26 protein-coding genes and 2 tRNA genes are annotated in these 26,290 nt (G+C 72.1%); 13 read left to right on the top strand and 15 right to left on the bottom strand.

Annotated features, from left to right (window positions below):
- The first annotated feature begins 193 nt into the window (after window positions 1-193).
- The gene (gene alaS / locus H288_RS0112275; RefSeq protein ID WP_020092874.1) at window positions 194-2,872 is read left to right on the top strand and encodes an alanine--tRNA ligase; all 2,679 of its coding nucleotides are present in this window, start codon (window positions 194-196) and stop codon (window positions 2,870-2,872) included.
- Between the two features lie 169 nt (window positions 2,873-3,041).
- Here the strand turns inward: alaS and H288_RS0112270 are convergent, their stop codons facing one another.
- The 6 genes from H288_RS0112270 to mdeB all read right to left on the bottom strand — a co-directional run bounded on the left by H288_RS0112270 (window position 3,042) and on the right by mdeB (window position 10,668).
- Entirely contained in the window at window positions 3,042-3,311 is a 270-nt protein-coding gene (locus tag H288_RS0112270; protein ID WP_012322495.1) for a hypothetical protein, read from the bottom strand.
- A 104-nt stretch (window positions 3,312-3,415) separates the two neighbouring features.
- Window positions 3,416-3,826 (bottom strand): DUF2147 domain-containing protein, encoded by a 411-nt coding sequence (locus H288_RS0112265; RefSeq protein ID WP_020092873.1) that lies wholly within the window; start codon window positions 3,824-3,826, stop codon window positions 3,416-3,418.
- 34 nt (window positions 3,827-3,860) lie between these two features.
- Window positions 3,861-4,607: a hypothetical protein gene (locus H288_RS0112260; protein WP_026604883.1), complete on the bottom strand. Its 747-nt coding sequence runs from the start codon at window positions 4,605-4,607 to the stop codon at window positions 3,861-3,863.
- A 181-nt stretch (window positions 4,608-4,788) separates the two neighbouring features.
- On the bottom strand, window positions 4,789-6,522 hold the full coding sequence (lpdA, locus tag H288_RS0112255) for a dihydrolipoyl dehydrogenase (RefSeq protein ID WP_026604882.1): 1,734 nt from the start codon (window positions 6,520-6,522) through the stop codon (window positions 4,789-4,791).
- 8 nt (window positions 6,523-6,530) lie between these two features.
- On the bottom strand, window positions 6,531-7,907 hold the full coding sequence (locus tag H288_RS0112250) for a 2-oxo acid dehydrogenase subunit E2 (RefSeq protein WP_020092870.1): 1,377 nt from the start codon (window positions 7,905-7,907) through the stop codon (window positions 6,531-6,533).
- A gap of 76 nt (window positions 7,908-7,983) precedes the next feature.
- Window positions 7,984-10,668: an alpha-ketoglutarate dehydrogenase gene (gene mdeB, locus H288_RS0112245; protein ID WP_026604881.1), complete on the bottom strand. Its 2,685-nt coding sequence runs from the start codon at window positions 10,666-10,668 to the stop codon at window positions 7,984-7,986.
- A 180-nt stretch (window positions 10,669-10,848) separates the two neighbouring features.
- Here mdeB and H288_RS0112240 point away from each other — a divergent pair, with 180 nt between their 5' ends.
- Window positions 10,849-11,337 (top strand): Lrp/AsnC family transcriptional regulator, encoded by a 489-nt coding sequence (locus tag H288_RS0112240; protein WP_020092868.1) that lies wholly within the window; start codon window positions 10,849-10,851, stop codon window positions 11,335-11,337.
- Between the two features lie 234 nt (window positions 11,338-11,571).
- Here the strand turns inward: H288_RS0112240 and H288_RS0112235 are convergent.
- Both H288_RS0112235 and H288_RS0112230 read right to left on the bottom strand, forming a co-directional pair.
- A tRNA-Ala gene (locus H288_RS0112235) sits at window positions 11,572-11,647 on the bottom strand.
- A gap of 153 nt (window positions 11,648-11,800) precedes the next feature.
- Window positions 11,801-12,187, bottom strand: a complete 387-nt coding sequence (locus H288_RS0112230; protein ID WP_026604880.1) for a TIGR02300 family protein — start codon at window positions 12,185-12,187, stop codon at window positions 11,801-11,803.
- 267 nt (window positions 12,188-12,454) lie between these two features.
- On the opposite strand from H288_RS0112230, the gene aroA reads away from it, so the two are divergent.
- From aroA to H288_RS0112210, 4 genes are all read left to right on the top strand, one after another.
- Window positions 12,455-13,804: a 3-phosphoshikimate 1-carboxyvinyltransferase gene (aroA, locus tag H288_RS0112225; protein WP_020092866.1), complete on the top strand. Its 1,350-nt coding sequence runs from the start codon at window positions 12,455-12,457 to the stop codon at window positions 13,802-13,804.
- A 5-nt stretch (window positions 13,805-13,809) separates the two neighbouring features.
- Window positions 13,810-14,448, top strand: a complete 639-nt coding sequence (cmk, locus tag H288_RS0112220; RefSeq protein ID WP_051123743.1) for a (d)CMP kinase — start codon at window positions 13,810-13,812, stop codon at window positions 14,446-14,448.
- Window positions 14,449-14,540: 92 nt separating this feature from the next.
- Window positions 14,541-14,616: transfer RNA gene (locus H288_RS0112215), tRNA-Lys, on the top strand.
- A gap of 116 nt (window positions 14,617-14,732) precedes the next feature.
- Window positions 14,733-15,020: a hypothetical protein gene (locus tag H288_RS0112210; RefSeq protein WP_012322505.1), complete on the top strand. Its 288-nt coding sequence runs from the start codon at window positions 14,733-14,735 to the stop codon at window positions 15,018-15,020.
- A gap of 73 nt (window positions 15,021-15,093) precedes the next feature.
- Here H288_RS0112210 and H288_RS0112205 read toward each other — a convergent pair whose 3' ends face one another.
- Window positions 15,094-16,032, bottom strand: coding sequence for a hypothetical protein (locus H288_RS0112205; RefSeq protein WP_245274493.1), 939 nt, complete (start codon window positions 16,030-16,032; stop codon window positions 15,094-15,096).
- 262 nt (window positions 16,033-16,294) lie between these two features.
- Here H288_RS0112205 and H288_RS0112200 point away from each other — a divergent pair, with 262 nt between their 5' ends.
- Window positions 16,295-16,474, top strand: coding sequence for a hypothetical protein (locus tag H288_RS0112200; protein ID WP_020092863.1), 180 nt, complete (start codon window positions 16,295-16,297; stop codon window positions 16,472-16,474).
- 18 nt (window positions 16,475-16,492) lie between these two features.
- On the opposite strand, the gene H288_RS0112195 is transcribed toward H288_RS0112200, so the two are convergent.
- Window positions 16,493-16,783, bottom strand: coding sequence for a PilZ domain-containing protein (locus tag H288_RS0112195; protein ID WP_020092862.1), 291 nt, complete (start codon window positions 16,781-16,783; stop codon window positions 16,493-16,495).
- 407 nt (window positions 16,784-17,190) lie between these two features.
- On the opposite strand from H288_RS0112195, the gene H288_RS0112185 reads away from it, so the two are divergent.
- Window positions 17,191-18,234 (top strand): hypothetical protein, encoded by a 1,044-nt coding sequence (locus tag H288_RS0112185; protein WP_020092860.1) that lies wholly within the window; start codon window positions 17,191-17,193, stop codon window positions 18,232-18,234.
- A gap of 16 nt (window positions 18,235-18,250) precedes the next feature.
- Here H288_RS0112185 and H288_RS0112180 read toward each other — a convergent pair whose 3' ends face one another.
- Window positions 18,251-18,592: a hypothetical protein gene (locus H288_RS0112180; protein ID WP_020092859.1), complete on the bottom strand. Its 342-nt coding sequence runs from the start codon at window positions 18,590-18,592 to the stop codon at window positions 18,251-18,253.
- Window positions 18,593-18,674: 82 nt separating this feature from the next.
- Window positions 18,675-19,538, bottom strand: a complete 864-nt coding sequence (locus H288_RS0112175) for a formyltransferase family protein (RefSeq protein ID WP_020092858.1) — start codon at window positions 19,536-19,538, stop codon at window positions 18,675-18,677.
- 199 nt (window positions 19,539-19,737) lie between these two features.
- Between H288_RS0112175 and H288_RS0112170 the strand changes: the two genes are divergently transcribed.
- On the top strand, window positions 19,738-21,336 hold the full coding sequence (locus tag H288_RS0112170) for a cryptochrome/photolyase family protein (RefSeq protein ID WP_020092857.1): 1,599 nt from the start codon (window positions 19,738-19,740) through the stop codon (window positions 21,334-21,336).
- Here H288_RS0112170 and bcsS read toward each other — a convergent pair.
- Window positions 21,303-22,028 (bottom strand): cellulose biosynthesis protein BcsS, encoded by a 726-nt coding sequence (gene bcsS / locus H288_RS0112165; RefSeq protein WP_020092856.1) that lies wholly within the window; start codon window positions 22,026-22,028, stop codon window positions 21,303-21,305. The two genes, H288_RS0112170 and bcsS, sit on opposite strands and share 34 nt — an antisense overlap.
- A gap of 293 nt (window positions 22,029-22,321) precedes the next feature.
- Here bcsS and H288_RS0112160 point away from each other — a divergent pair, with 293 nt between their 5' ends.
- Complete coding sequence (locus tag H288_RS0112160; RefSeq protein WP_267965786.1) at window positions 22,322-22,924, top strand: exopolysaccharide biosynthesis protein; 603 nt, start codon at window positions 22,322-22,324, stop codon at window positions 22,922-22,924.
- Window positions 22,925-22,933: 9 nt separating this feature from the next.
- Here H288_RS0112160 and H288_RS0112155 read toward each other — a convergent pair whose 3' ends face one another.
- Together H288_RS0112155 and H288_RS36400 are read right to left on the bottom strand one after the other, a co-directional pair.
- Window positions 22,934-23,446 (bottom strand): winged helix DNA-binding protein, encoded by a 513-nt coding sequence (locus H288_RS0112155; RefSeq protein ID WP_020092854.1) that lies wholly within the window; start codon window positions 23,444-23,446, stop codon window positions 22,934-22,936.
- A gap of 160 nt (window positions 23,447-23,606) precedes the next feature.
- Window positions 23,607-24,017 carry a DUF6163 family protein gene (locus H288_RS36400; RefSeq protein WP_042672025.1) on the bottom strand — a complete coding sequence of 137 codons (411 nt, stop codon included), beginning with the start codon at window positions 24,015-24,017 and terminating at the stop codon, window positions 23,607-23,609.
- A 259-nt stretch (window positions 24,018-24,276) separates the two neighbouring features.
- On the opposite strand from H288_RS36400, the gene hemB reads away from it, so the two are divergent.
- The 3 genes from hemB to H288_RS0112135 all read left to right on the top strand — a co-directional run bounded on the left by hemB (window position 24,277) and on the right by H288_RS0112135 (window position 26,287).
- Window positions 24,277-25,335: a porphobilinogen synthase gene (hemB, locus tag H288_RS0112145; RefSeq protein WP_026604877.1), complete on the top strand. Its 1,059-nt coding sequence runs from the start codon at window positions 24,277-24,279 to the stop codon at window positions 25,333-25,335.
- A complete protein-coding gene (locus H288_RS0112140; RefSeq protein ID WP_020092850.1) occupies window positions 25,332-25,700 on the top strand; it encodes a hypothetical protein in 369 nt (122 codons plus the stop codon). Before hemB ends, H288_RS0112140 begins: the two co-directional genes overlap by 4 nt.
- Window positions 25,701-25,798: 98 nt before the next feature.
- Complete coding sequence (locus H288_RS0112135) at window positions 25,799-26,287, top strand: RDD family protein (RefSeq protein ID WP_020092849.1); 489 nt, start codon at window positions 25,799-25,801, stop codon at window positions 26,285-26,287.
- Window positions 26,288-26,290: the final 3 nt, after the last annotated feature.

Below are 26,290 nucleotides of genomic sequence, written 5' to 3'. Positions count from 1 at the left end.
CGGACTCACCATCGCTTGACAGATGTGGCGACAACACGGCCGCGCTTGTGGCCGAGTTGCGGCGTCCCGTGGAGATTTCGGGGCAGGCCGCCCGTGACTCGCGCGGCATCCCTCCTTAAGAGGGCGCCATGCGGGCGCCGGGCGGATGACGCGCGGCCGCCCTTTCCCGTCCGTACTGCCAGAGTCAGCCCCGATGAGCGGCGTCAACGAGATCCGGTCGACCTTCCTCGACTACTTCGCCAAGGCGGGCCACGAGGTCGTGCCGTCCTCGAGCCTCGTGCCGAAGAACGACCCGACGCTGATGTTCACGAACGCCGGCATGGTGCAGTTCAAGAACGTCTTCACCGGGATGGAGAAGCGCGCCTACGACCGGGCGACGACGGCGCAGAAATGCGTGCGGGCCGGCGGCAAGCACAACGACCTCGACAATGTCGGGTACACCGCGCGCCACCACACCTTCTTCGAGATGCTCGGCAACTTCTCGTTCGGCGACTACTTCAAGGACCGCGCGATCGAGCTGGCCTGGACGCTGATCACCAAGGAGTTCGGCCTCAAGCCCGACAAGCTCCTCGTCACCGTCTACGCCGACGACGACGAGGCCGCCGGCCTGTGGAAGAAGATCGCCGGCTTCTCCGACGACAAGATCATCCGGATCGGGACCTCCGACAATTTCTGGCAGATGGGCGATACCGGCCCCTGCGGCCCCTGCTCGGAGATCTTCATCGACCAGGGCCCGGCGCTGCAGGGCGGCCCGCCCGGCTCGCCGGACGAGGACGGAGACCGCTTCCTCGAGTTCTGGAACCTCGTGTTCATGCAGTACGAGCAACTGGAGCCGGGCGTCCGGAACCCGCTGCCGCGGCCGTCGATCGACACGGGCATGGGCCTGGAGCGCATGGCGGCGATCCTCCAGGGCGTCCACTCGAACTACGACACCGACCTGTTCCGCGCCCTGATCGACGCCGTGGCCCACGCGGTCTCGCGGGCGCCGGAGGCGGCCACGATGGCGTCCTACCGGGTGATCGCCGACCACCTGCGGGCGGCCTCCTTCCTGGTGGCCGACGGTGTGCTGCCGGGCAACGAGGGCCGCGGCTACGTGCTGCGCCGGATCATGCGCCGCGCCATGCGCCACGCCGAGATCCTGGGGGCCCGCGAGCCCACCATGTTCCGCCTCGTGCCGACCCTCGTGCGCGAGATGGGCCAGGCCTACCCGGAGCTGATGCGGGCCGAGAGCCTGATCGCCGAGACCCTGAAGCTGGAGGAGACCCGCTTCCGCCGCACCCTCGAGCGGGGCCTGTCGATCCTCGACGCCGAGAGCCGCGACCTCCGGGAGGGCGACAAGCTCTCCGGCGAGACCGCCTTCACCCTCTACGACACCTACGGCTTCCCCCTCGACCTGACGCAGGACGCCCTCAAGGCCCGCGGCATTGGCGTGGACACCGACGCCTTCGCGGCCGCGATGCAGCGCCAGAAGCAGGCGGCCCGCGAGGCCTGGAAGGGCTCGGGCGAGGCGGCGACCGAGACGGTGTGGTTCGGACTGCGCGAGCGCGTCGGCGCCACCGAATTCCTGGGCTACGAGACCGAGACCGCCGAGGGCATCGTGACCGCGCTCCTGCGCGACGGCGCCGAGGTGAAGGCCCTCGAGGCTGGTCAGACCGGCCTCGTCCTCGTCAACCAGACGCCGTTCTACGGGGAGTCGGGCGGCCAGGTCGGCGATACCGGCCTGATCCTGGCGCCGGGCGTGCGGGCGCGGGTGACCGACACCCAGAAGAAGCTCGGCGACGTGTTCGTCCATCACGTCACCGTGGAGGAGGGGACGGTGGGCCTCGACCAGCCGGTCGAGTTGAAGGTCGACAACGCCCGCCGCAGGGCGATCCGGGCCAACCACTCGGCCACCCACCTGCTCCACGAGGCCCTGCGGCAGGTGCTGGGCGACCACGTCGCCCAGAAGGGCTCGCTGGTCAGCCCCGACCGGCTGCGCTTCGACATCAGCCACCCGAAGCCGATTGAGGCCGACGAGCTCGGCCGCGTCGAGGACATCGCCAACGCGGTGCTGCTGCAGAACGCGCCCGTCGTCACGAAGCTGATGGCCGTGGACGACGCGATCGCGTCGGGCGCCCGCGCGCTGTTCGGCGAGAAGTACGGCGACGAGGTGCGGGTGGTCTCGATGGGGCTGCCGGTCGACGGCGACGCCGCGCAACCGCGCGCCAAGAACTTCTCCGTGGAGCTCTGCGGTGGCACTCACGCCGCGCGCACCGGCGATATCGGGGCGATCACCATCGTGGCCGAGAGCGCGGTGGGCGCGGGCGTGCGCCGGATCGAGGCGCTGACGGCCGACGCGGCGCGCCGTCACCGGGCCGAGGAGGCCCGGACGCTGGCGGCGCTCGCCGGCATCCTCAAGGCGCCGGTCTCGGAGGCGCCCGACCGCCTGACCGCGCTGATGGAGGACCGGCGCCGCCTGGAGCGCGAACTGGCCGAGACCCGTCGCAAGCTCGCCATGGGCGGCGAGGGCGGCCCGGGCTCGGGCGCGCAGCAGACCGAGATCGGCGGGGTGGCCTTCCGCCGCTCCGTCATCGAGGGGCTCGACATGCGCGACCTCAAGCCGATCGTCGACGAGGAGAAGAAGCGCCTGGGCTCCGGCATCGTGGCGGTGGTCGGCGTCGGACCGGACGGCAAGGCCGGGCTGGTGGTCGGCGTCACCGACGACCTGACCGCGCGCTACGACGCGGTCGGCCTGGTCCGGGCCGGGGCCGGGGCGCTCGGCGGGAAGGGCGGCGGCGGCCGCCGCGACATGGCGCAGGCCGGCGGCCCGAACGGAGCCGGGGCCGAGGCCGCCCTCGACGCCGTCGCGCAGGCCCTCACCGAGGCCGCCTGAGCCGCGACGGGCCGCGGAAGGGCCGCACCGTCACGGGTGCGGTCCGATCGTCCTCCGCGAGACCGGCGCGGTCGGCCCGACAGGCTCCCGCGTCCGTTCCGGCCCCGGGTGAACATCGCGGCCCCCTCGCGGGTCCTGCGCCGCTCGGGTCACCGGGGATCAGGCGAGATCACCGGCTGCCGCCGCCGCCACCGCCCTGCGGCGCGACCCGCGACGGCTGGTTGGCGTTGCCCGCTGCCGCCGAGTTGTTGGAGATCGTGTCGGCCGGCCGGCCGGTGGGCGAGTAGCTCACGGCGGCTTCGTTCCCGGTGGCGTCGATCTGCTGGCTCACCACGCCCGGCGCGCCGGGAGCGGGCGCGACGGGCCGGGCCTCGACCTGGGCGCTGGCCGGCGCGACGGTGGCGAGGGCGAGAAGGGCGGCGAGACATGTCCGGGTCATGAGAATCCTTGCTGGTTCCAGGCTCAGGCAACCTCAGTCGCGCGCGATCGATCCCGCGTTGTTGCGACGCGGCACCGCCTCGCCCCGGCGCCCGCCGCGCGCGATCACTTCACGCGCGTCCAGGTCTGCCGCTTGCAGAACACGCTCATGACGCAGCCGGAGACCTCGAGCGAGTCGGGTCCCGTGAGCTTCAGCGAACCGGAATAGGTCTTGCCGTCGTTCGGGTTGTAGAGCGACCCTGAGAAGCCGCCGCCTTCGGGCTGTCGCGCGTCGAGGATCTGGACGCCGACGACGCTGCGGCCGCGCAGGGCCGGATCCGGGTTCTTCGCGTCGAGCCCCTTCCCGGGTGCGCTGATGATCGTGCCGCAGAAGCCGCCGCCGCAGGGCGCGATGCGGACCTTCGAACTGCCGGTTTCCGTCAGCCATACGCCGGCCGGATCGGCCGCCAGGGCCGGCGCGCACGCCGCGCCCGTCGCGAGCAGGGCCAGAACCGCGCGACGAAACCTCGAACCCATACCTGTTCCTCCCAACCGAGAACGCGGCCGGGTTCTACCGCGATGCCTGCGGCAGCGCACCGCCCAGATACGTCTCGACGACCTCGCAGAACGGCTGCCCGGCCCCGGTCGACAGCACGGCGTCGATCTCGAAGAGCGGATCGTCCGGTCCGGGCGCGGCGCTCCGGACCGGCGCGCGCACCTCGACGGTGCTGCGCACCGGGGCGAGGGGACGCACGACCCGGCCGAAGGGCGTGCGGGTGGTGTCCAGCGTCGCGTTCATCTCCGGCGTGAGCCGGGCCGGCACGTACCAGTTATCCGCCTCGGACAGGACGCGGTCCCCACAGGCGAGACGGACGCGGCGGTAGCGCACCGGCTCGTCCGGGCCGATCGCGAGACGGGCGCGCTGCGCGGCCGTCAGGGGCTTGTCGGCGACGGCCACGCGCTCCGCCACGAGGTGCGGGTCTCCGGCGAGCTTGTAGTCGGCACACCAGCTCTCGAGAGCGAAGGTCGCGCTGTGCGCCGCGAGGATACGGCTCCGCAGCGAGGCGATGAGCGCCTGCGGCCCGTCGGCGGCGGACGGCGTATCGGCCGGCTTCGGCGCCTCGGCGGCATCGCGCGCCCAGCTCGGCGACCCGGTCACCGCGACCGACCCCAGCAGCACCGCGAGGGCCAGGGGCGGTACCCGGAACGCCTGTGCGGCCGTTGCGGGCCGCGGGGCCCCGCGCGCCGATTGATCCCGTGCCAGTAATGGCAAAATGCGGACGGCATGGCGGAAAGACTTTCCGGTGTGCCACAGCATCTCGGATCATATCCTCCCAGCTGAACCACCAGATCTTCGCTACGTGCCGCCGCATCGAGGCCCGGCAGAACGCTCCGACCGGACGGCTTCCCGGCCGAGCCGGCGACGCGGGCCGAGATCTATACAAGACGCGGCGATCCGTCGAGCCGCCGGGCGGACGGGCCCGGCGCCGATGTCGTGTCTACCGACGGGCGACCGGCGGCAGGTCGGTGCAGAGGCCGAGCCCGGCCTCTGCCGCGAGACCGATCGTCTCGCCGAGCGTCGGGTGGGGGTGGATCGTCCGGCCGATATCGGTGGCGTCGGCGCCCATCTCGATCGCCAGCGCGACCTCGCCGATCATGTCGCCGGCGCTCGGGCCGACGATGGCGCCGCCGACGACGCGCCTGGTCTGCGCGTCGAACAGCAGCTTGGTCAGGCCGTAATCGGCGCCGTTGGCGATGGCCCGGCCCGAAGCGGCCCAGGGGAAGCGCGCCACCTCGACGGCCCGCCCGGCCGCCTTCGCGGCCGTCTCGGTGAGGCCGGCCCAGGCGATCTCCGGGTCGGTGTAGGCGACCGAGGGGATCACGGCGGCGTCGAACCCGGCCTTGTGGCCGGCGGCCGCCTCGGCGGCGACGTGGCCCTGATGCACCGCCTTGTGGGCGAGCATCGGCTGGCCGACGCAATCGCCGATGGCGAAGATGTGCGGCACGTTCGTGCGCATCTGGGCGTCCACCGGCACGAAGCCGCCGTCCAGCGCCACGCCGGCCGCGTCGAGGCCGAGCGTCGCCCCGTTGGGCCGGCGGCCGGCGGCCTGGAGAACGAGGTCGTAGGTTCCGGGCTCGGCCCCGCCCGAGAAGGTCACGGCGATCCCGTCCGGTTTCGCCTCGGCGGAGACGACCTCGATCCCTGTCAGGACGCGGTCGAAACGGTGGGCGTTGCGCTTCGTCCAGACGCTGACGAGATCCCGGTCGACGCCCTCGAGCAGGCCGGGCAGGCGCTCGACCACGTCGACCCGCGCGCCGAGGGCGCTGTAGACGGTCGCCATCTCCAGGCCGATGATGCCGCCGCCGATCACCAGGAGCCGGCGCGGCACGGCGGGCAGTTCCAGCGCCCCGGTGGAATTCACGATCCGCGGATCGTCCGGGAGCATCGGCAGGGCCACCGGCGCGGAGCCCGCCGCCACGACGGCGCCCGTGAAGGTGACGTCCCGCGTGCCGCCGTCGTGCAGCGTCACCGAGACCGTGTCGGGCCCGGTGAAGCGGGCTGTCCCGCGGACCACCTCGACCTTGCGCTGGCGCGCCATCTGGGCGAGCCCGTCGGTGAGGCGGCGTACGGTGCCGGCCTTGAAGGTCCGCAGCTTCTCCAGATCGACCGTCGGCGCGCCGAAGCTGATCCCGTGCGCGGCCAGCCGGACGGCCTCCTCGGTGACCGCGGCCACGTGGAGCAGCGCCTTCGAGGGGATGCAGCCCACGTTGAGGCAGACGCCGCCGAGGGTCGCGTGGCGCTCGACCAGGATGACCCGCTGCCCGAGATCGGCGGCCCGGAAGGCGGCCGAGTAGCCGCCCGGTCCTCCGCCGATCACCAGGAGATCGCAGCCCGCGCCGGCCTGCGGCTTCGGCGGCGGCGCGGCGGGCGTGGGCGCGGGGGTCGGAGCCGAGGCCGGCGCAGGGGTCGGTTCGCCGCGCGCGTCGGTCGCCTCGACCGCGAGGCGGGCGACGAGGGTGCCGGCCGAGACCGTGTCGCCGAGGCCGACCAGCATCTCCACGAGGCGGCCCGCCGCGGGGGAGGGGATGTCCAGCGTCGCCTTGTCGGATTCGACCACCAGCAGGGTCTGGTCCTTGGCGACCGGCTGGCCGGGCGCCACCGGGATCTCGATGACGGGCACGTCGGCGTAGTCCCCGAGATCGGGGACGCGGATGTCGAGGGTCTCGGGCATGGCGGCGGTCACAGGAGGGCGCGGCGCAGGTCCGACAGGACCGAGGCCACGTGGCCGAGGAAGCGGGCGGCGGCGACGCCGTCCACGACGCGGTGGTCCCAGGACAGGCTGAGCGGCAGGATCAGGCGCGGCTGGAAGGCCTTGCCGTCCCAGACCGCCTCGGTGCGCGAGCGCGCCGCGCCCAGGATCGCGACCTCGGGGGCGTTGATGATCGGGGTGAAGCCGTCGCCGCCGATGCCGCCGAGCGACGACACCGAGAAGCAGCCGCCCTGCATGTCGGAACCCGGGAGGGTTCCGGCCCGGGCCTTCTCGGCCATCGCGGCCATCTCGGTGGCGATCTCGATGAGGCCCTTGCGGTCGCAGTCGCGCACCACCGGCACCATCAGGCCCTTCGGCGTGTCCACCGCGAAGCCGACATGGACGTAGTCCTTCAGGACGAGGTCGCTGCCCTCCAGGGAGGAATTGAAGCGCGGATAGGCGCGCAGCGCCGAGGCCGCCGCCTTGATCAGGAAGGCCACCATGGTGACCCGGGCGGGCGGCGTGCGTGTCTCCGTGTTGAGGCCGACCCGGAACGACTCGATCTCGGTGACGTCGGCCCGGTCGAAATTGGTCACGTGCGGGATCGTCAGCCAGTTGCGGCTGAGATTGGCCCCAGAGAGACTCTGGATGCGCGAGAGCGGCTCGCGCCGCACCGGCCCGTACTTGGCGAAGTCGACCTCCGGCCAGGGCGGCAGGCCGGCGCCGATGCCGGACGCGGCGGCGGGCGCCTGGACCGGCGCGTTGAGGGCCGCCTTGACGAAGGCGTGCACGTCCTCGCGCAGGATCCGCCCCTTCGGGCCGGTGGCGGCGACGCGGTCGAGCCCGACGCCCAGCTCGCGCGCGAGCTGGCGGACCGACGGGCTGGCATGCACGTCGCCGCTCGTCGCCTGGATCGGGTCGGCCCGCATCGGCTCCGGCGAGGCGCGACCGGCTCCCTCTCCCGTGCGGGCGAGGGCTGGGGTGAGGGGGGTGCCGTCTCCGGACAACCCGGATCCCTCACCCTGTCCCTCTCCCGCACGGGAGCGGGGACCCGCGCCCTGCCCGGAAGCCGACGGCGCTGCGGCCGCGGCAGGCGGTGCCGCCGCGGTCTCGACCCCGCCGCCCTCGGCAGGCTCCACCGTCAGGATCGGCGTGCCCTCGGACACTTTCGTCCCCACCGACACCAGCAACTCGCGCACGATGCCGGCGACCGGGGAGGGGACCTCCATGGTGGCCTTGTCGGACTCGATGCTGAGGATCAGGTCGTCCACCGCGAGGCGGTCGCCGGGCTTCACCAGAAGCTCGATGACCGGCACGTCCCGGTAGTCGCCGATATCCGGGAGGGCGATCTGCAGCGCGGCGCTCATGCGGTCGGGTGTCCGTGGGTCGGGCGTTCGGAAAAGGGGTGGGGGCGGGCGGCGCCCCTCGACGGGGCGCCCGGCCTCAGATCGTCCAGGGCGCGGGCGCGTCGGCCGCGACGCCGTAGCGGCGGATCGCGTCCGCCACCGCGGCGCGCGGCACCGTGCCGGCCTCGGCCAGAGCGTGCAGGGCGGCGATGACCACGTGCTGCCGGTCGACCTCGAAGAACCGGCGGAGCGCGTTGCGGGTGTCGCTGCGCCCGAACCCGTCGGTGCCGAGGGTGACGAAGCGCGCGCCGACATAGGAGGCGATCAGCTGCGGGTAGGCCCGGACGTAGTCGCTCGCCGCGACGATGGGCGCCGTGCCCGGCAGCAGCGCCGCCACGTGGCTGACCGGCGCCTCGGCCTCCGGGTTGAGCATCGCCTGCCGCTCGGCCTCGCGGGCGTCGCGGGCCAGCTCGCTGAAGCTCGTCACGCTGAACACCTCGGCCGCGACGCCGAAATCCTGCGCGAGCATCGTCGCCGCTGCGATCACCTCCGGCAGGATCGCCCCGGAGCCCAGGAGCCGCACAGCGGCGCCCGTCCCTTGTCCGGCCTCCGGCCCCGACAGGCGGTACATGCCCTTCAGGATCCCGGCCTCCGCCCCCTGCGGCATGGACGGCTGGGCGTAGTTCTCGTTCATCGCCGTGAGGTAGTAGAAGGCGTCTTCGCCTTCCTCCATCATCGCCCGGGCGCCCCGGTCGACGATCACCGCCATCTCGTACGCGAAGGCCGGATCGTAGGCCCGGCAGTTCGGGATCGCGGCCGCCTGCATGTGGCTCGAACCGTCCTGGTGCTGCAGGCCCTCGCCGCCGAGCGTCGTGCGGCCCGCCGTGGCGCCGATCAGGAAGCCGCGGGCCCGCTGGTCGGCCGCCGCCCAGATCAGGTCGCCGACCCGCTGGAAGCCGAACATCGAGTAGTAGATGTAGAACGGCAGCATCGACAGGCCGTGGACGCTGTAGGACGTGGCCGCCGCCGTCCAGGACGAGATCGCCCCGGCCTCGGTGATGCCCTCCTCGAGGAGCTGCCCGTCCCGGGCCTCGCGGTAGTAGAGCATGGAGCCGGCATCCTCCGGCTCGTAGAGCTGCCCCTGCGGCGCGTAGATCCCGACTTGCCGGAACAGGTTGGCCATGCCGAAGGTCCGCGCCTCGTCGGCGACGATCGGCACGATGCGCGGCCCGAGATCCTTGTGCTTCAGGAGGTTGCCGAACAGGCGCACCACCGCGGTGGTGGTCGACATCTCCTTGCCGCCAGCCTCGAGGGCGAAGCCCGCGTAGGTGGAGAGCTCCGGAACCGGGACCGTCGGCGCCGTGCGGCGGCGGGCCGGCAGGACGCCGCCGAGCATCTCGCGCCGCTCGCGCAGGTAGCGCATCTCGGCGCCGTCCTCGGCCGGCTTGTAGAAGGCCAGGCCCTCCACCTGCGCGTCCGACAGCGGCAGGGCGAAGCGGTCGCGGAAGGCGCGCAGCGCGTCGACGTCGAGCTTCTTGGCCTGGTGGGCGGTCATGCGCGACTCGCCCGCGCCGCCCATGCCGTAGCCCTTCTTGGTCTTGGCCAGGATCACCGTCGGCCGGCCCTTGGTGGCCTTGGCGGCCGCGAAGGCCGCGTAGAGCTTGCGGAAGTCGTGGCCGCCGCGCTTCAGCCGGTCGACGTCGGCATCCGACATGTGGGCGACGAGCTCGCGCACCTCCGGATCCTCGCCGAAGAAGTGGGCGAGGTTGTAGGCGCCGTCCTTGGCACCGAGCGTCTGGTACTTGCCGTCCACCGTCTCGGCGAAGCGGCGCAGCAGGGCGTGGTTGGTGTCGCGGGCGAAGATCCCGTCCCACTCCGAGCCCCACAGCACCTTGATGACGTTCCAGCCGGCGCCGCGGAACAGGCTCTCCAACTCCTGGATGATCTGGCCGTTGCCGCGCACCGGCCCGTCGAGCCGCTGCAGGTTGCAGTTGATGACGAAGGTTAGGTTGTCGAGATTCTCGCGCGCGGCGAGCGCCAGGCCGCCGATCGACTCGGGCTCGTCCATCTCGCCGTCGCCGAACACGCCCCAGACGTGCCGGCCGGTGGTGTCGGCGAGGCCCCGGTCGCCGAGGTAGCGCATGAACCGCGCTTGGTAGACCGCGTGGATCGGGCCGATGCCCATGGAGCCGGTGGGGACCTGCCAGAAATCCGGCATCAGCCAGGGATGCGGGTAGGAGCACAGCCCGTCGCCGGCGATCTCCTGGCGGTAGTGCTTCAGCTGCTCCTCGGACAGCCGGCCCTCGAGGAAGGCCCGCGCGTAGACGCCCGGCGCGGAGTGCGGCTGGAAATAGACGAGGTCGCCGTCCGTGCCGCCCTTGAAGAAGTGATTGAAGCCGACCTCGAACAGCTCCGCCGCCGAGGCGTAGCTCGCCACGTGGCCGCCGAGCTCGCCGTAGGCCATGTTGGCACGCACCACCATGGCCAGCGCGTTCCAGCGCATGATCGAGGTCAGGCGCTCCTCGATGTCGAGGTCGCCGGGGTAGCGCGGCTGCTTCTCCAGCGCGATCGTGTTCCGGTAGGGCGAGTAGGGCAGGGCCTCGTCGAGGATGCCGATCTCCTTCGAGCGCCGCTCCAGGCGATCGAGGATGAAGCGCGCCCGGGCCGCACCCTCGGTGCGGAAGACGGATTCCAGCGCGGCGAGCCAGTCCTGGGTCTCGGCCGGATCGTGATCCACCTCGGCGGACCGCGCGATCGTGGCTTTCGGCGGTATGGCGTTCATCGGCGCGGCCTCCCTGGTCGGCGCGATCATACGAGGATCGCGGCGGCGGGACATGCCGGATATTTGCCGCGATGCCGGGGCTCGCGGATTGATATTCCGAGATGCGGGCTGTAGGCGGCAAAACATGCCGCATCCTGCGCCCCGGACCGCGCACGCGGCTCCCGACCGGAGACCGATCGCATGCCCGCCCGACCGGCCGCCCTCGACGCCGCGAGCCTGCGCATCCTCGAGTGCCTGCAGCAGGACAGCGAGATCAGCATCGCGGATCTCGCGGAGCGGGTCGGCCTGTCGACGTCGCCGTGCTGGCGACGCGTCAACGACCTGAAGGAGGCGGGGGTGATCCGCGGCTGCGTGGCGGTGGTCGACCCGCTGAGCCTCGGGCTCGCGGTCAACGTCTTCGTCCACGTGTCGCTTGAGAAGCAGACCCAGGCCGCGCTCCAGGCCTTCGACGAGGCGGTGCGCAGCCGCCCGGAGGTGATGGAGTGCTACCTGATGAGCGGCGAGGCCGACTACATGCTGCGCGTCGTCGTCGAGGATCTGGGCCAGTACCAGAAGCTCGTCCTCGACCACCTCACGCGGATCCCCGGCGTGGCCAACATCCGCTCGAGCTTCGCCCTGGGGCAGGTGAAGTACACGACCGCGCTGCCGCTCGGTCACCTGACCCGCTGAGCCGGATTGATACAGCGAGGAGTCCCGATGCGGGCCTGGTCGGCCGGGACGGGTTCCGCCTGAAACCCTCGGGCGATGTCCTCTCCGCCATCACGAGCAACGCGTGGTGACTCAGGACCGCGCGACCTCAGTCGTCGCGCCTACGGGATCGCTTCGCTGCGCGCAGGGACGGTGCTGTGGGGATCTGCCTGATAGCGCGGAAGGCCGGGACGGCCGCGTCGCGCACGCGAGGAATGGTGGAGCCTAACGGGATCGAACCGATGACCTCTTCCATGCCATGGAAGCGCTCTCCCAGCTGAGCTAAGGCCCCACTTTTTACATCCACCGCGGTTTGGGTACCGCGGGGTCTCGCCGGTCCGGGTCGCGGTCGGCGAGGCCGGTTCTATAGGCGGCTCGCATCGCGGACTCAACCCCCTTTTTCGCTGCCGCCGGGGGTTTTTGGTCGGGAGAGACGGAGGCCGCCTCAGCCCTCCTCGTCGTTCTCGATATCGCCGTCGATCAGGTCGGAGACGTCGTCGTCGCCGGAATCCTCTTCCTCCAGGAAGGTATCGTCGTCGGAGGATTCCCCGTCCTCGACCGAGTCGTCCTCGGGCGTGGGATCGGCGTCGTCCTCGGCGGCCTCGACCTCGTCGAGGGAGACCATCTCCGGGCCCTTCTCGTCCGTCTCGTCCTCATCGTCGGTGTTGGCCGGGCCCCGCGACAGCGCCGGGGGGGCCGCACGGCTGGAGGTGGCCACCGCCTGATAGACCGCGCCGCATTTCGGGCAGACCGCGGGATCGCGGGCGAGGTCGTAGAACTTCGCGCCGCAGCTCATGCACTGGCGCTTCAAGCCAAGTTCCGGTCGGGCCACGGGCGGACACCTCGTCGTCAGTACTGTCTCGGGGGAGGCGCCCCGTTAGTCGCGGTGAAAGCGCCTGTCAATCGAGCCCGCGCAGGGCGTTTCGGGCGGCGCGCCCCCGCGTGCGGCGCCCGGGATCGGCGCGGGCAGCGGATGGATGACGGCGGGCGGTGCCCGTGTTAACGGCGCGGCGATTTCACCGTCCGATTGCAGCGCCGCGGCAGGGCCGCGCGACGCGCCGGATCCAGGCCCACGTCTCAGAGCCCGAACGGACGTCCCGTGTCGCACGATTCGACCCCCCAGCCCCTCACCGCCGCGCCGGGCGCCCCGCTGCGCGGACGCCTGCGCCCGCCCGGCGACAAGTCGATCTCGCACCGGTCGATGATCCTCGGCCTGCTCAGCCAGGGCGAGACGCGGGTCGAGGGCCTGCTGGAGGGCGACGACGTCCTGCGCACCGCCGCCGCCGCGAAGGCGCTCGGGGCAGGGGTCGAGCGCCTCGGGGCCGGGAGCTGGCGGGTCCGGGGCGTCGGGATCGGCGGCCTCGGCGACCCGGCCGAGGTTCTCGATTTCGGCAATGCCGGCACCGGTTCGCGGCTGATGATGGGCGTGGTCGGCGGGCAGCCGGTGACCGCGACCTTCGACGGCGACGCCTCCCTGCGCTCGCGGCCGATGCGCCGCATCCTCGACCCTCTCACCCGGATGGGCACGCAGGTCCTGGCCGAGGCCGAGGGCGGACGCGTGCCCCTGACCCTGCGGGGTCCCAGGGAGGCGATCCCGATCACCTACGAGACCCCGGCGGCCTCCGCGCAGATCAAGTCGGCGGTCCTACTGGCCGGCCTCAACGCCCCCGGCGTCACGACCGTGATCGAGGCGGCCGCGACCCGCGACCACACCGAGCGGATGCTGCGCCTGTTCGGCGCCGCGGTCAGCGTCGAGCCGCACGGTCCGGGCGGCCACGGCCGCAAGGTCGCGCTGACGGGCCAGCCGACCCTGCGCGGCACCGACGTGGTGGTGCCGGCCGACCCCTCCTCGGCGGCGTTCCCGCTGGTGGCGGCGCTGATCGTGCCCGGCTCCGACGTGGTGATCGAGGGCGTGATGATGAACCCGCTGCGCATCGGGCTGATCACGACGCTCCTCGAGATGGGCGCGCAGATCGAGCGCGTGGCCGAGCGGGAGGAGGGCGGCGAGACCGTAGCCGACCTGCGCGTGCGCGCGAGCCGCCTGACCGGCGTCGACGTCCCGGCCGAGCGGGCGCCCGCGATGATCGACGAGTACCCGGTGCTGGCGGTGGCGGCGAGCTTCGCCGAGGGCCGGACCCGGATGAACGGCCTGCACGAGCTGCGGGTGAAGGAATCGGACCGCCTCGCGGCCGTGGCGGCCGGGCTCGCCGCGAACCGCGTCCGCCACGCGGTCGAGGGCGACGATCTCGTGGTCGAGGGCGACGGCACCGCGGCGCCGGGCGGCGGGACGGTGGCGACCCACCTCGACCACCGCATCGCCATGGCGTTCCTGGTGATGGGGCTCGCGGCGCGGAACCCGGTCACGGTGGATGACGGCGCGATGATCGCCACGAGCTTCCCGAGCTTCCTTCCGACCATGCAGGCCCTCGGCGGCCAGATCGGGGCGTGACCGCCATGCCGCTCGTCATCGCGATCGACGGACCGGCCGCGTCCGGCAAGGGTACCCTCGCCAAGCGTCTGGCCGACCATTACGGCCTGCCGCATCTCGACACCGGGCTCCTCTACCGGGCGGTGGCGCTTGCCCTGATCGACGCCGGTCTGTCGCTGGACGATGCCGCCGCCGCGGCGCGGGCGGCCCAGGCCCTCGACGCCGGTCGGCTCGACGATCCGCGCCTGCGCGAGCGGGCAATGGGCGAGGCGGCCTCCCGCGTCTCGTCGGTGCCGGAGGTCCGCGCCGGGCTGCTCGCGTGGCAGCGCCGCTTCGCCGCCGACCCGCAGGGGGCGGTGCTCGACGGGCGCGACATCGGCACGGTCGTGTGCCCCGAGGCCGCGGTGAAGCTGTTCATCACCGCCTCGTCCGAGGAGCGTGCCCGCCGCCGCCACCGCGAGCTGGCCGGCCGCGGCGAGGCAGCGACCTTCGCGGCGATCCTGGCCGACATCGAGGCCCGCGACGCCCGGGACGCGTCGCGCAGCGCCGCCCCCCTGCGCATGGCCGAGGACGCGGTCCGGCTCGACACCACCGAGCTCGACGCGGACGCGGCCTTCGACGAGGCCCGGGACATCGTCGAGCGGACCCGCGGCGACGCGGCCTGAGGGTTGTCCACCTCCGTCGTGTTGACCCCCCGGTCCCGCTCACCTATTGCGGACGCGCCGTCCCCGACGGGCCGCCGCGCGGCCCGGGACGCGAGCGCGTAGCTCAGCTGGTAGAGCAACGGACTTTTAATCTGTAGGTCCTGGGTTCGAGTCCCAGCGCGCTCACCACATCCTCGATCCTCACTTTTGACATCCGGCGCGGTCGGCGCCCTGCCCACATGAAAATCGGAACCCCTGGTTGCGCTTTGGGTTGGGGTCCCAACGCAACTGCGAAGGAGTCACCGATGCGCAAGCTCGCTCTCATCTCCGCCGTCACCCTGTCCCTCGGCGCGCTCGGCGCCACCGGCGCCCAGGCGCAGGGTTATGGCTACGGCTACGGCGGCCACCACGGCTACGGCTACGGCCGCGGCTACGATCGCGGCTACGGCCACCGGCGCGATTTCGGCTACCGCCGTCACCGCGGCCTGTCGACCGGGGCCGCCATCGGTCTCGGTATCGCGGGCGCGGCCGCCGGCGCCGCCGCGGCGGGCGCCTTCGACCGGGGCCCGGGCTATTACGGCCGCGGTTACTGAGCCGCCGCGCACCTGAGGGAGCAGAGCCCCGCCGCCACCGCGGCGGGGCTCTCGCTTTTAGAAGCGGCCGGGTTCAGCGCAGCCAGCGCCGGATCCGCTCCCGGAGCGTCGGGCGGACGGCCCGCCGCGCGCGCGACGCCGCGAAGCGATCGATGCGGATCCGGTCGTTCGGAACCTGCCGCAGGAACCGCTCGGCGATCTCGAAGACGACGATGTCGGGCCGGACATCCTCGACGTAGGCCCAGTCGATGTTCGCCGACCAGATCGCGTGCACCTCGGCGAAGGTCTCGGCCAGCATCGCCGTGAGCCGGGCGCCCGGGCTGTAGATGTAGGAATCGCCGAACAGCACCACGCGGCGCGGATCCGGCGCCTCCGGGTTCCTCAGAACGACGCGGGATCCGACGAACAGTCCGCGCGGCCGCACGGCCCGGCCGGATTCCCGCACGGCTACCAGGGCGTTCGCGTCGATCCGTGCCGCGTGGCGCGGGAAGTCGTAGGCGACGTAGGCCTCGTCGACCGGCGGGACGAGCTTCTCACCGAGATCGAAGGTGAAGCGCTCGGTCACGCTGGTTCCGGCGAAGACGTGCGCCGCCACCGGCGCGTCCAGGGCCTCGCAGAGCGCGCGGTACGCCGTCAGGTAGCCCCGGTAGGTCCAGTGGGTGTCCGTCCGCAGGTAGACGGGCTCCTCGACTCGCGCCGCCAGTAGCGGTGCTTGCAGGTCGACCATCGGGGCCCCGCTGTCCCCGGCGACCAGCCGGGCGAGCCGAACCACGGGCGGATCGTCGAGCCCCGGGAAGGGGCGGCCGAGCAGGTCCGGATAGATCGCGAGCTTGTCGGGGACGACGGTGTGCACGTGCCGGATCCCGAGGTCGTCGAGGCGCCGCGCGCGCCGCCCGATGAGCCGCGTCCAGCGCTTCAGGATCCGCCGCGAGGTCGCGGTGTCGCCGTAGAAGGCTTCGACCTCGCGGGCGCGTCCGACCCAGTACAGCCAGCCATCGTGTCCGACGGCCACGCCGTTGCCGCTCGTCTTCAAAGCTTCCGGCCTCCCGCCGCCCGCGACAATCCCGTCGATGACGCTGGGCTTCCGCCTCGACGGATCCGCGCGGGATTGCAACCCCTTCGTCCCCGGGAGAGGCGGGAACGCGCCGGCGGCGTTCCCGGCGCGCCGCCGCTTTCGCCGGCGTATCCGCGCCGCGGTGAAACTTTATGGCCGCGCCGCGGGTACTCCCGTCAGGCGCATCACACGGCGCGGCGTTGCGAAGAAGGGTCGACCCATGTCCGCGCTTGTCACGTTCGTCGGCTGCGGCCTGGTCCTGTCCGGGTTCGCGGCCGAGAAGTTCGCCGAGCGTCGCTGGCTCGCGGCGAGCCGGCCCGCACCCCTCGACACCCTCGCGGTCCTGGCGCTGGCGCTGCCGGCCGTCGGGCTCACGCTGATGGCGACGCTCGCGGTCTGAGCCCGCAGGGTCGACCTCTCACACGGCCTCGCCGCAGAACAGGACGCCGACCGTCCGCTCCTTCCGCCAGACGAGCTGGACCGCGTAGCGCATCTCGGCGCTCGCCAGCACGAGGTCGAACACGTCCTCCAGCAGCACCGCCTGCGAACCCAGGAACTCCAGCATCGCGCCGCGATCGGAGATGTTCATGACCTGGCAGGGATAGCGCGCGCCGTCCCGTTGCTGGGCGAAGGCCAGCAGGGCGGTGGGTCTCCGCTCGGTCGCCCGGCGTTCCGCGACGGCGGCAGGGGTGCTGGCGTTGCGGGACACGGCCGAAGTTCCTGCCCTGGTCGGCCGGTATGGCGCGATATCAGTAAAAATGCGCCGGATTCGCTAACATGTTATTGATGATCGACATCCGAGCGTCAGAATAGCAAGTCGCGCCCTGTCTATCGGACCGGTCTCCGGTAATCACCGCCGGTCTCGTCTCGGCGGCCCTTCGCCGGCCTTGATGAACCGGCCGATCAGGAGGCCGAGCGGGATCGACACCAGGAACCAATTGCGCAGGAATCGCAGGGCGGTCATCGGCTCGCTCCCATGGCGCGGCGGGTGCCGCATCCGCGGGCGCCCGTGGCCGGCGTCGCCGATGCGATGCTGTAACCTATCTGGTCCCGCGGGCGGGTTCTGCCAGTGCGATCCTGGGCGAGGCCGCGCCGAGAGGATATCCGGAGACGATCATGCGCATCCGCCCCGGCACCGCCCTGATGGCGTGCTTCGCGATCGGCGTTCCGACGGTCGCGGCCGCCGAGGCGCCCGGACAGCCGCCGCGCGCCGCGCCGGCGACGGATCCGGCGTCCGCACCGCAGCCGTGGCCGCCGAATTTCTCCCGCAGCGTGCAGGGGACCGGGGTGATGGGCCTCGATGGCGGCCACGTCTTCCTCTGGAACCGGCCCCAAGGCTTCGATCCGGTCTCGACCCTGCGGGTCGACCGGCACGTGCCGGAGGGGTCGGGTGAGGCCACCCACACCTACAAGGCGCTCTGGGCGCTCGGATCCACCGGCCCGCACAATGCCGGCTACGAGTGGACGATCACGGGCGAGTTGCACAACCGCGCCCTCGCGAGCACCGGCGCGCAGAACGTCGCGGTCAACGGCACGATCTTCAAGGAGCCCAACGGGCTGGGGCCGGTCGGGCCCTCCTGGGCCGGCAATTTCAACTGTGTCGACATGACCGACGAGGCCGATCCGGTCGCCTCCTGCATCGGCGCCGAGATCGACGTCTCGGCGCAGTCGCCGACCACCGACCGCAACCGCCAGCGGGTCGGACTGCAGATCTCCACCGGCGGCGTTCCGGGCGCCCATACCGGCTACGGGATCCTGATGGGCAACCTCACCGCCTCCATCACCGACCGGGCGATCTCGTTCCAGGGGGAGGGGACCTACGGCATCGGCATCGACGCCGCCGCCGCGCGCTTCACCGGCGTCCCGATGCTGCTCGCGGCCGGGCAGGCGATCGGGCTCGACGGCAACCGCGAGGGCGGCTTCTCCCGCAGCCTCGGCTTCGACGGGCGCGATCTGGTCTACGGCACGGCGGCCGGGCCGGTCATGCGCGTGAGCGACAACGGGCAGATCGAGGCCGCTTCCCTCCGCGAGAGCCTGCCGCGGCCGCCCTCGAGCAGCCGCGCGCCCTGCACCCCCGGCGACCACGCTTGGGACGAGGCCTACGAGTACCGCTGCGTCGCGCCCGACCGCTGGAAGCGCGCGGTGCTCAGCGACTGGTGAGCGCCGCCGCCGGCCGTCAGCGGTCCAGGATGCGCACCACCGCGCGGGTGTCGGGATCGACGACCACGATCTTGTCGCCCGGCGCCACGAAGTAGCCGAAGCGGCGCAGACGCGGGTTCGGGGCCTCCGTGAAGGGCGCGAGCCGCACGTCGGGCGGCACGATGCTGCCGGGCCGCAGCGGGATCGATCCGACGATCGGGCCCGGACCCACCGGCCGGCGCACGATGTAATCGCGCACCACCACGTCGTCGTCGGGGCCGAACTCGTCGGGCGTGACGATTACCGCCTGCGCGAGGGCGGAGCCGGTGAAGAGCGCGGCGAATCCGAGGGCTGCGGCGAGGCTGGCGCGGGTCGACATGGCGGACTCCCGTGGGGCCCCGGCGGAGTGCCCGGGCCGCCGGAAACATCGGGGTCGGCGTTCGAGTTCCCGGACGGGCCGGTCAGCGGCCGATCTGCCCGGCCTCCGCGAGGGGAACCGGCGACCAGCGGGTCAGCTGGACGTACCCGTCGAGGGCCGCCACCACGACGTGGCGGCGGTGGCGGTGCACCACCGCTCCGGGCGTGTGCGCGTGGCGCTCCTGCCACCCCTGCGCCTCCGCCACGTAGACCCGGGCATCGCCGAGCCGCGCGATCGTCTCGACCGTGCCGAAGGCCCGCACCCGGCGCAGGACCGTCTCGACGTCCTGCCGGAAGTCGAGTGTCCGGTCGGCGTCGGTCGCGCGCGGCCAGTAGGAGCCGTCCCCCTGCGGCTCGGAGCGCCGCCAGCGGTTGGGCAGGTCGCGGCCGAGGGGGCCCGCGGCGAGGCGGCGCGCCGCCATCTGGCACTTGGCGAGCAGCGTCTCGTGGCTCTCGCGGGGGCTCAGGCCGAAGATCTCCTGCGCCAGGATATCGCCGGTGTCGAACCCGTCGGCGAGCACGTGCGCGGTGACGCCCCAGGTCTCGTAGCGGTCGAGGACGGCCCGGAACAGCGGGTAGGGGCCGCGGCCCGTCGGGAGCGGGGAGGGGTGGAAGTTGAGGCCGTAGGCGGCGCGGCCCTTCCAGCCCTTGATGAGCCAGGGATAGCCCGCGACCACGAGTGCCCAGTCGCGGCCGTGCTCGGCCTGGAGCGCCTCGATGTCCCGCTCGCGGATCCGCGAGAGCTGGATCGGCAGCCGGAGGGACCGGGCGCGGGCCACGACGACCTCGTTGTGGTCGTAGACCCCGTCGCAGGGGCGCGTGAACAGTTTCACCGGCGTCCAGCCGGCGTCCAGCAGACCCTCGAAGACCCCGCCGAGGAAGTCGATGCCGGCGAACGCGAACTTCATGCTTGCCGCCTGCGACCTTGTGCACGTGGAGGGCGCGGGTCCGCCGCCTGCCCGGCCGCGTCCCCGGGCCTACCTTGATTGGGCCGGCGGCGGTGGCAAGGGGGAACGGCGTGGTTCGGGTGATCTTCGACGGCGGGACCGGAGGGTTCGGCCGCGCCGCGGATGGCGAACGCTCCGCTCCGGACTGGAAGGTCTAGGCATGGCTGGGAAACGCCGCGCCGCGCCGTCCGGAACCCTGCGCTTCGTCCTCGGCGATCAGCTGACCCGCCGGGTGTCGAGCCTCGTCGACCTCGACGCCGAGCGCGACGTCGTCCTGATCGTCGAGGTCCGCGACGAGGCGACGTATGTCCGCCACCACAAGCAGAAGATCGCCTTCCTGTTCGCCGCCATGCGCCACTTCGCGGCCGAGCTGGAGGCGGAGGGGATCACGGTCGCGTACGTGCGCCTCACCGACGCGGGCAACACCGGCAGCTTCACCGGCGAGCTGGAGCGCGCCGTGGCGCGCCACCGGCCGGAGCGGGTCGTGGTGACCGAGCCGGGCGAGTGGCGCGTCTGGGAGATGATGCAGGACTGGCGCGAGACCCTGGCGATCCCGGTCGAGATCCGTGCCGACAACCGCTTCCTGTGCCCGCGGGAGGATTTCGCCCGCTGGGCGGAGGGCCGGCATCACCTGCGGATGGAGACCTTCTACCGGGGCATGCGGCGCCGGACCGGCCTCCTGATGGACGACGGCGAGCCCGCGGGCGGCCGCTGGAACTACGACCCCGAGAACCGCAAGCGCCTGCCCAGGGGGCATCGTCCGCCGGACCGGATCGGCTTCCAGCCCGATTCCGTCACGCGCGCGGTCATCGCCCTCGTGGAGGCCGAGTTCGGCGACCATTTCGGTGATCTCACCGGCTTCTCCTGGCCGGTGACCCGGGCCGACGCCCTCGCGGCGCTCCGGCACTTCCTGGCCGACGCCCTGCCGACCTTCGGCGACTATCAGGACGCGATGAAGACCGGCGCGCCGTTCCTGTACCACGCGCTCCTGTCGCCCGCCCTCAACGCCGGGCTGCTCACCGCCGAGGAGGTGTGCTGGGCCGCCGAGCGCGCCTACCGCGACGGCGCGGCGCCGCTCCACTGCGTCGAGGGCTTCATCCGGCAGATCCTCGGCTGGCGGGAATACGTGCGCGGCCTCTACTGGGCCCGGATGCCCGCCTACCGCGACAGCAACGCCCTCGGCGCGGGCCGCGACCTGCCGTGGTTCTACTGGTCCGGCGAGACGGCGCTGAACTGCGTCGCGCAGGTCGTCGCCGAGACGCGCGCCCACGCCTACGCCCACCACATCCAGCGCCTGATGGTGACCGGCAACTTCGCCCTCATCGCCGGCCTCGACCCGGCTCAGGTTGAGGAATGGTACCTGATCGTGTTCGCGGACGCCTACGAGTGGGTCGAGCTGCCCAACGTCCACGGCATGGTGCTGTGGGCCGACGGCGGCGTCATGGGCTCCAAGCCCTACGCGGCCTCGGGCGCCTATATCGACCGGATGTCCGATTACTGCGCGTCCTGCCCGTACGACGTGAAGGTCAAGGCCGGGCCGGAGGCGTGCCCGTTCAACTATCTCTACTGGAACTTCCTCATCGAGAACGAGGACCGGCTGGCGGGCAATCAGCGGATGGCCATGCCGTACCGGACACTCCGCGGGCTGGGCGACAGGCGCCGCGCCGAGATCCGCCGCGACGCGGCCGCGTTCCTCGACGCCCTCGAAGCCCGGCCGAGCGCCGATCAGAGGGGCGACCAGACGGACAGGCTCAGGTAGGGGCAGGCGCGGCCCCGGCCGCTCTCGGACTGGAGGCCCGCCGACGCGCGGAAGCTGTACCGGCCGAGGGCGAAGTCGGTCCCGTGCAGGCCGAGGCTCCACTTCGCGTAGCCGGTCCCGTCCGTGTAGAGGGCGGCCTCGGGCCCCAGATAGGTCTCCCAGAGCCGGTAGCCCCAGGCGAGGCGCGCCCACAGGCTGTCGCGGGACGACCCCGCGACGGCGCTCGCCTGGAGCAGCGTCGCCTCGCTCGGGCGTGCCCAGACCTCGCCGTGGAGCCGGAGCCCGAAGCGCGTCGGCAGGGCGTCGAAGAGCGGCCCCGCGATCAGCATCTCCCGCGCGATCTCGGGCCCGGCAAAGGCCGCGACCGCGCCCCAGTCGAAGACCCACTGGTACCCGGCCAGGGCGGCGGCGGCGACCGTGTAGCGCGTGCGGGGGCCGTCCGGACCGGACTCCGCGCGCCGCCCGCCACCGACGCTCGCCAGCGCGGTGAACCCGTCCTGCGCGAGGGAGGTGAGGCCGGCCTTCGCCCCGACGGTCAGGAAGGTGTCGCCGCCGGCGTCGAGGCTGCCGAACAGCAGCGTGTCGATCTCGCTGCCGCCGGCGGGGTGCGAGACGGCCGCCTGTCCCGCGAGCAGAACCGCGAGAACGGGCGCGCGTCCAGCGATCTTCGGGCGAGGGCGCTGGTTCGGCACAGTCGAGCCTCCGACGTTTACGGACGAAGGTAAGAGAAAATTAACCGCGTTTCATCGCGATCCGCTCGCGATCCCCCGGAATTGTCGGATTCGCGCGCCGATCTTCGGGTCGCAGGGACGAGGTTGCTTCGGAAAGGTGCGTCGGCGCGCGCGCTGTGCTGGCCGGGACTTCGCGGGCCGTCCGCCGCGCGTCCGCCCGCGGGACGCCATCGCGCTGTCGCGAATCTGCCGTGCTTGGCGTGCCAGATGTTCTCGGCTAGAGCCCCCGCGGGAAAGCGAAGGTTGGCAGATCCTTGACCTCCGGTGCACGAACGTCGGACGTCCTCACCGTGCTGGCGAGCCAGGAGGGCGAGCGCCTCACCGTGGGCGACATCGTCGCGGTCCTGCGGGACCGTGCCTTCGCGCTGCTCGTGGTCCTGCTCGGGCTGCCGAACTGCCTGCCCATGCCGCCGCCGATCCCGCTGATCTGCGGCCTGCTCCTGCTCCTCGTGGCGATCCAGATCGCCGCCGGGATGTCGGCGCCGTGGCTGCCGCGGATGCTCCTCGGCCGCTCGATCGCCCTAACGGATGTCCGGCGCGCCGTCACCCGCGCGGTGCCGATCCTGCGCCGCCTGGAGCGCTGGTCGCGCCCCCGCGTCAGCGTGTTCGAGACCGCGCTCGGCATGCGCGGCATGGGGATCGTCCTGCTCGCCCTGGCGCTGGCGCTGATCGTGGCCGCGCCCATCGTCGGGCAGATCCCGCTGGGTCTCGCCGTCTGCCTGGTCGGGCTCGGTCTCGTCGAGCGCGACGGTCTGGTCGTGCTGGGCGGTCTCGTGATCGGGATGTTCGGCGTCGCCATCAACGCCGGCTTCGCCTACGCGGTGATCGCCGGGATCATCGGCCTGCTGAACCTCTGAGGGCGCGCCTCAGAGGCGGTAGCGGATCTGATCGGTCCAGAAGCGCTCCAGGCGGGTGAGGGCCTGGTTCAGGCGAATGAAGTCCTCCTCCGAGATCCCGCCAATCGGCGTGATCGTCCGGGCATGCTTGTCGTAGAGCCCCTGGATGATCTCGTGAACCTGGCGGCCCTTGTCGGTCAGGCTGATCCGGACGGAGCGCCGGTCGGTCTTCGAGCGGGCGTGGTGGAGATAGCCGGCCTCGACAAGCTTCTTCACGTTGTACGAGACGTTGGAGCCCAGGTAGTAGCCCTTGGTCCGCAGCTCGCTCGCGGTCAGCTCCTTGTCGCCGATGTTGTACAGGAGCAGCGCCTGGACGCTGTTGACGTCCTCGCGGCCGCGGCGCTCGAACTCGTCCTTGATCACGTCGAGCAGCCGGCGATGCAGCCGCTCCACGAGGTGCAGCGCCTCGAGGTAGGAGCCCTTGGTGGAGGCGGCTTCCTCGGGGGCCTCGACCTGCGCGACTCGGGCGTTCTGGGTCTTCATCTCTGCCTCGCCATCCGATGATCCGGCACCCGTTGGATGCGGCGCCGTTGATGATGGCTAAGCTAGGGCTCGGGAATGAAAGGCGATTTAAGCGACAGGATGAATTCGCGATTTACTCTTCGCGGTAAAGACAAACTGAATGAAGACAAGAACGGTTCGTTCACCGTGCTTCCTGCGCGGCCAGCCAGGACAGCAGGAAGTACAACGTCACAACACAGCCTCCGAATACGAGCAGCGGCACCGATAACGGCAAGAGTTGCGGTGTCAGGACAGCGAGCGTCATCGCCGACGTGACGGCGAGCAACCAGATCACGCCGCCCCAGGCGCTCGTCAGCCACAATCCGATCGCCGCCGCGGCGTCGATCACCGCGAAGTAGACGATCGCGGATTGGCGGCCGAACGGCTCGGCCTCGAAGGGGCGCACGCCCGGCAGGACGTCGAGGATGGTCGCCCAGGCGAAGACGCTCTTCAGCAGCCAGACGAGGGCCGTGAGCCGCATGAACCAGATCAGCACTGTGTCCCACGTGCCGGACGCGGGGCCCTGGGCCCGCTCGATGCGGTCGCTCGGGATGCCGCCCGGCCGCGGCGTCCTGCGCCGGATCGGAAAGTAGCTGGGCACTATCGAGCGCTCGCGGATGGTGGGGGCCGGTTCATGGCGAAGGGCCGGGATCCTGATCGATCGGGCGGGGGTCGCCGGGTTGAAGCGGTTCCGCCGTCCGGCGTCAACGGTCGGGTTTCGTTGCGCCGGCCCGGTGTGGTAGTCGATCGCCTCCGGCGCACGGGCGCCGCACGATCCGCGGCGTGGTCCGCGCGAACGGTAGCGAAGCCGCATGTCAGACACCCTGCCAGAGCCGCGCCCTCTCGCCGTGGAGGCCGCTCGCGAGGGCGCCCGCGTGGAGGGTCTGAAGATCACCCAGCGCCCGCGCCGGAACCGGAAAGCCGACTGGTCGCGCCGCCTCGTCCGCGAGCACACCCTGACGGTCGACGACCTGATCTGGCCGATGTTCGTGATCGACGGCGAGGGCCGCCGCGAGCCGGTCGCCTCGATGCCGGGCGTCGAGCGCCTCTCGGTGGACGAGATCGTCCGCGACGCGGAGCGCGCCGCGAAGCTCGGCATCCCGGCGGTGTCGTTCTTCCCCTACACGGAGGTGTCGCTGCGCGACCCGACCGGCTCGGAGGCGCTGAACGCCAACAACCTCGTCTGCCGGGCGGTCCGCGCCGTGAAGCGGGCCGTGCCCGAGATCGGGATCATGACCGACGTGGCGCTCGATCCCTACACGAGCCACGGCCACGACGGCCTGATGCGGGACGGCGCGATCCTCAACGACGAGACGGTCGCGGTCCTCGTCGAGCAGAGCCTGATCCAGGCCGAGGCCGGGACCGACATCATCGCGCCCTCCGACATGATGGACGGGCGCGTCGGCGCGATCCGCGCGGGCCTCGACAAGGCCGGCTTCCTCGACGTGCAGATCATGGCCTACGCGGCGAAATACGCCAGCGCCTTCTACGGGCCGTTCCGGGACGCGATCGGCACCAAGGCGGCGCTGGTCGGCGACAAGCGCACCTACCAGATGGATCCCGGCAACTCGGCCGAGGCCCTGCGCGAGGTCCGACTCGACCTCGACGAGGGCGCGGATTCGGTGATGGTGAAGCCGGGCCTGCCCTATCTCGACATCATCCGCCGGGTGCGGGACGAGTTCCAGGTGCCGACCTTCGCCTACCAAGTGTCGGGCGAGTACGCGATGATCGAGGCGGCCGCCCGCAACGGCTGGCTCGACGGCGACCGCGCGATGGTCGAGGCGCTCCTCGCCTTCAAGCGGGCCGGCGCCGACGGCGTCCTCACCTATCACGCGCCGCGGGTCGCGGAGCGCCTGCGCAACCATCCGTGAAGCGCGGGCACCGCTGGCTCCTCGGGGCCGCGGTCGTGGTCGGCTTCCTCGGGGGGCTCGTCGCCTGCCAGGACACCCTGCGCCGGGATCGCGTCGCCACCTGCCGCCGGGCGCTCCCGGCGGTCGCGCCGCAGGACGGGATCCGGCTCCTTCGGGCGGCGCCGGGGCCGTCGGCGAATTCGGTGCGCGTCGACTACGCCGACGGGAACCGGCAGCACTGGCTGACCTGCCGCTTCGATGCCGGCACGACCCTGGTCGCCCTCGCCACCGAGGCGAGCACCCTGTCGGGCCCGTCCCTCTACATGCTCAAGCGCTTCTACCTCGACACGCCCGACGCCGCGGCCGGAGACCCGGCCGGGCGCTGAGGCGCGCCCACGCCCGCGTCTCCTCGCGGATCCCCTTGCGGCATCAGGCGTGCGCACCCACCTTCACGTCCGCAGCCTCGCTTGCAGGACGCGACACCATGCAGAACCCACAACCCGGATACGCGCAGCGCTTCGAAGCGCCCGGCTACGCCACCGCGTTGCCGATCCCGTTCGTGCGGGCGAGTCTGGGTGGCCGGACGGTCGCCTATCTCCTCGACATCCTGTTCATCTTCGGCTTCACGGCCCTGCTGACCCTCGCGATCACCGTGATCGGGGTGGTCACCTTCGGCCTCGGCTGGACGCTGTTCGCGGTCCTTCCGGCGAGCGGCATTATCTACAGCGCGATCACGGTGGGCGGGCCGAAACAGAGCACGATCGGCCAGCGGATGATGGGCCTGCGGACCGTCGCGCCCGAGAGCGGCGCGCGGGTCGACGTCATCACGGCCGCGGTCCACGCGCTGCTGTTCTACGTGGCGATCTCGACCTTCCTGCTCTGGTGCGTCGACATCGCGTTCGGGCTCGTGCGCTCCGACCGCCGCCTCGGGCACGACCTGCTCCTCGGCCTCGCCGTCGTCCACGCGCGCTGAGCC

This window comes from Methylobacterium sp. 285MFTsu5.1 (assembly GCF_000383455.1).
Lineage (GTDB): Bacteria > Pseudomonadota > Alphaproteobacteria > Rhizobiales > Beijerinckiaceae > Methylobacterium.
Note: the sequence above shows the minus strand (reverse complement) of the source record. Positions and strands in the feature narration are given on the sequence as shown.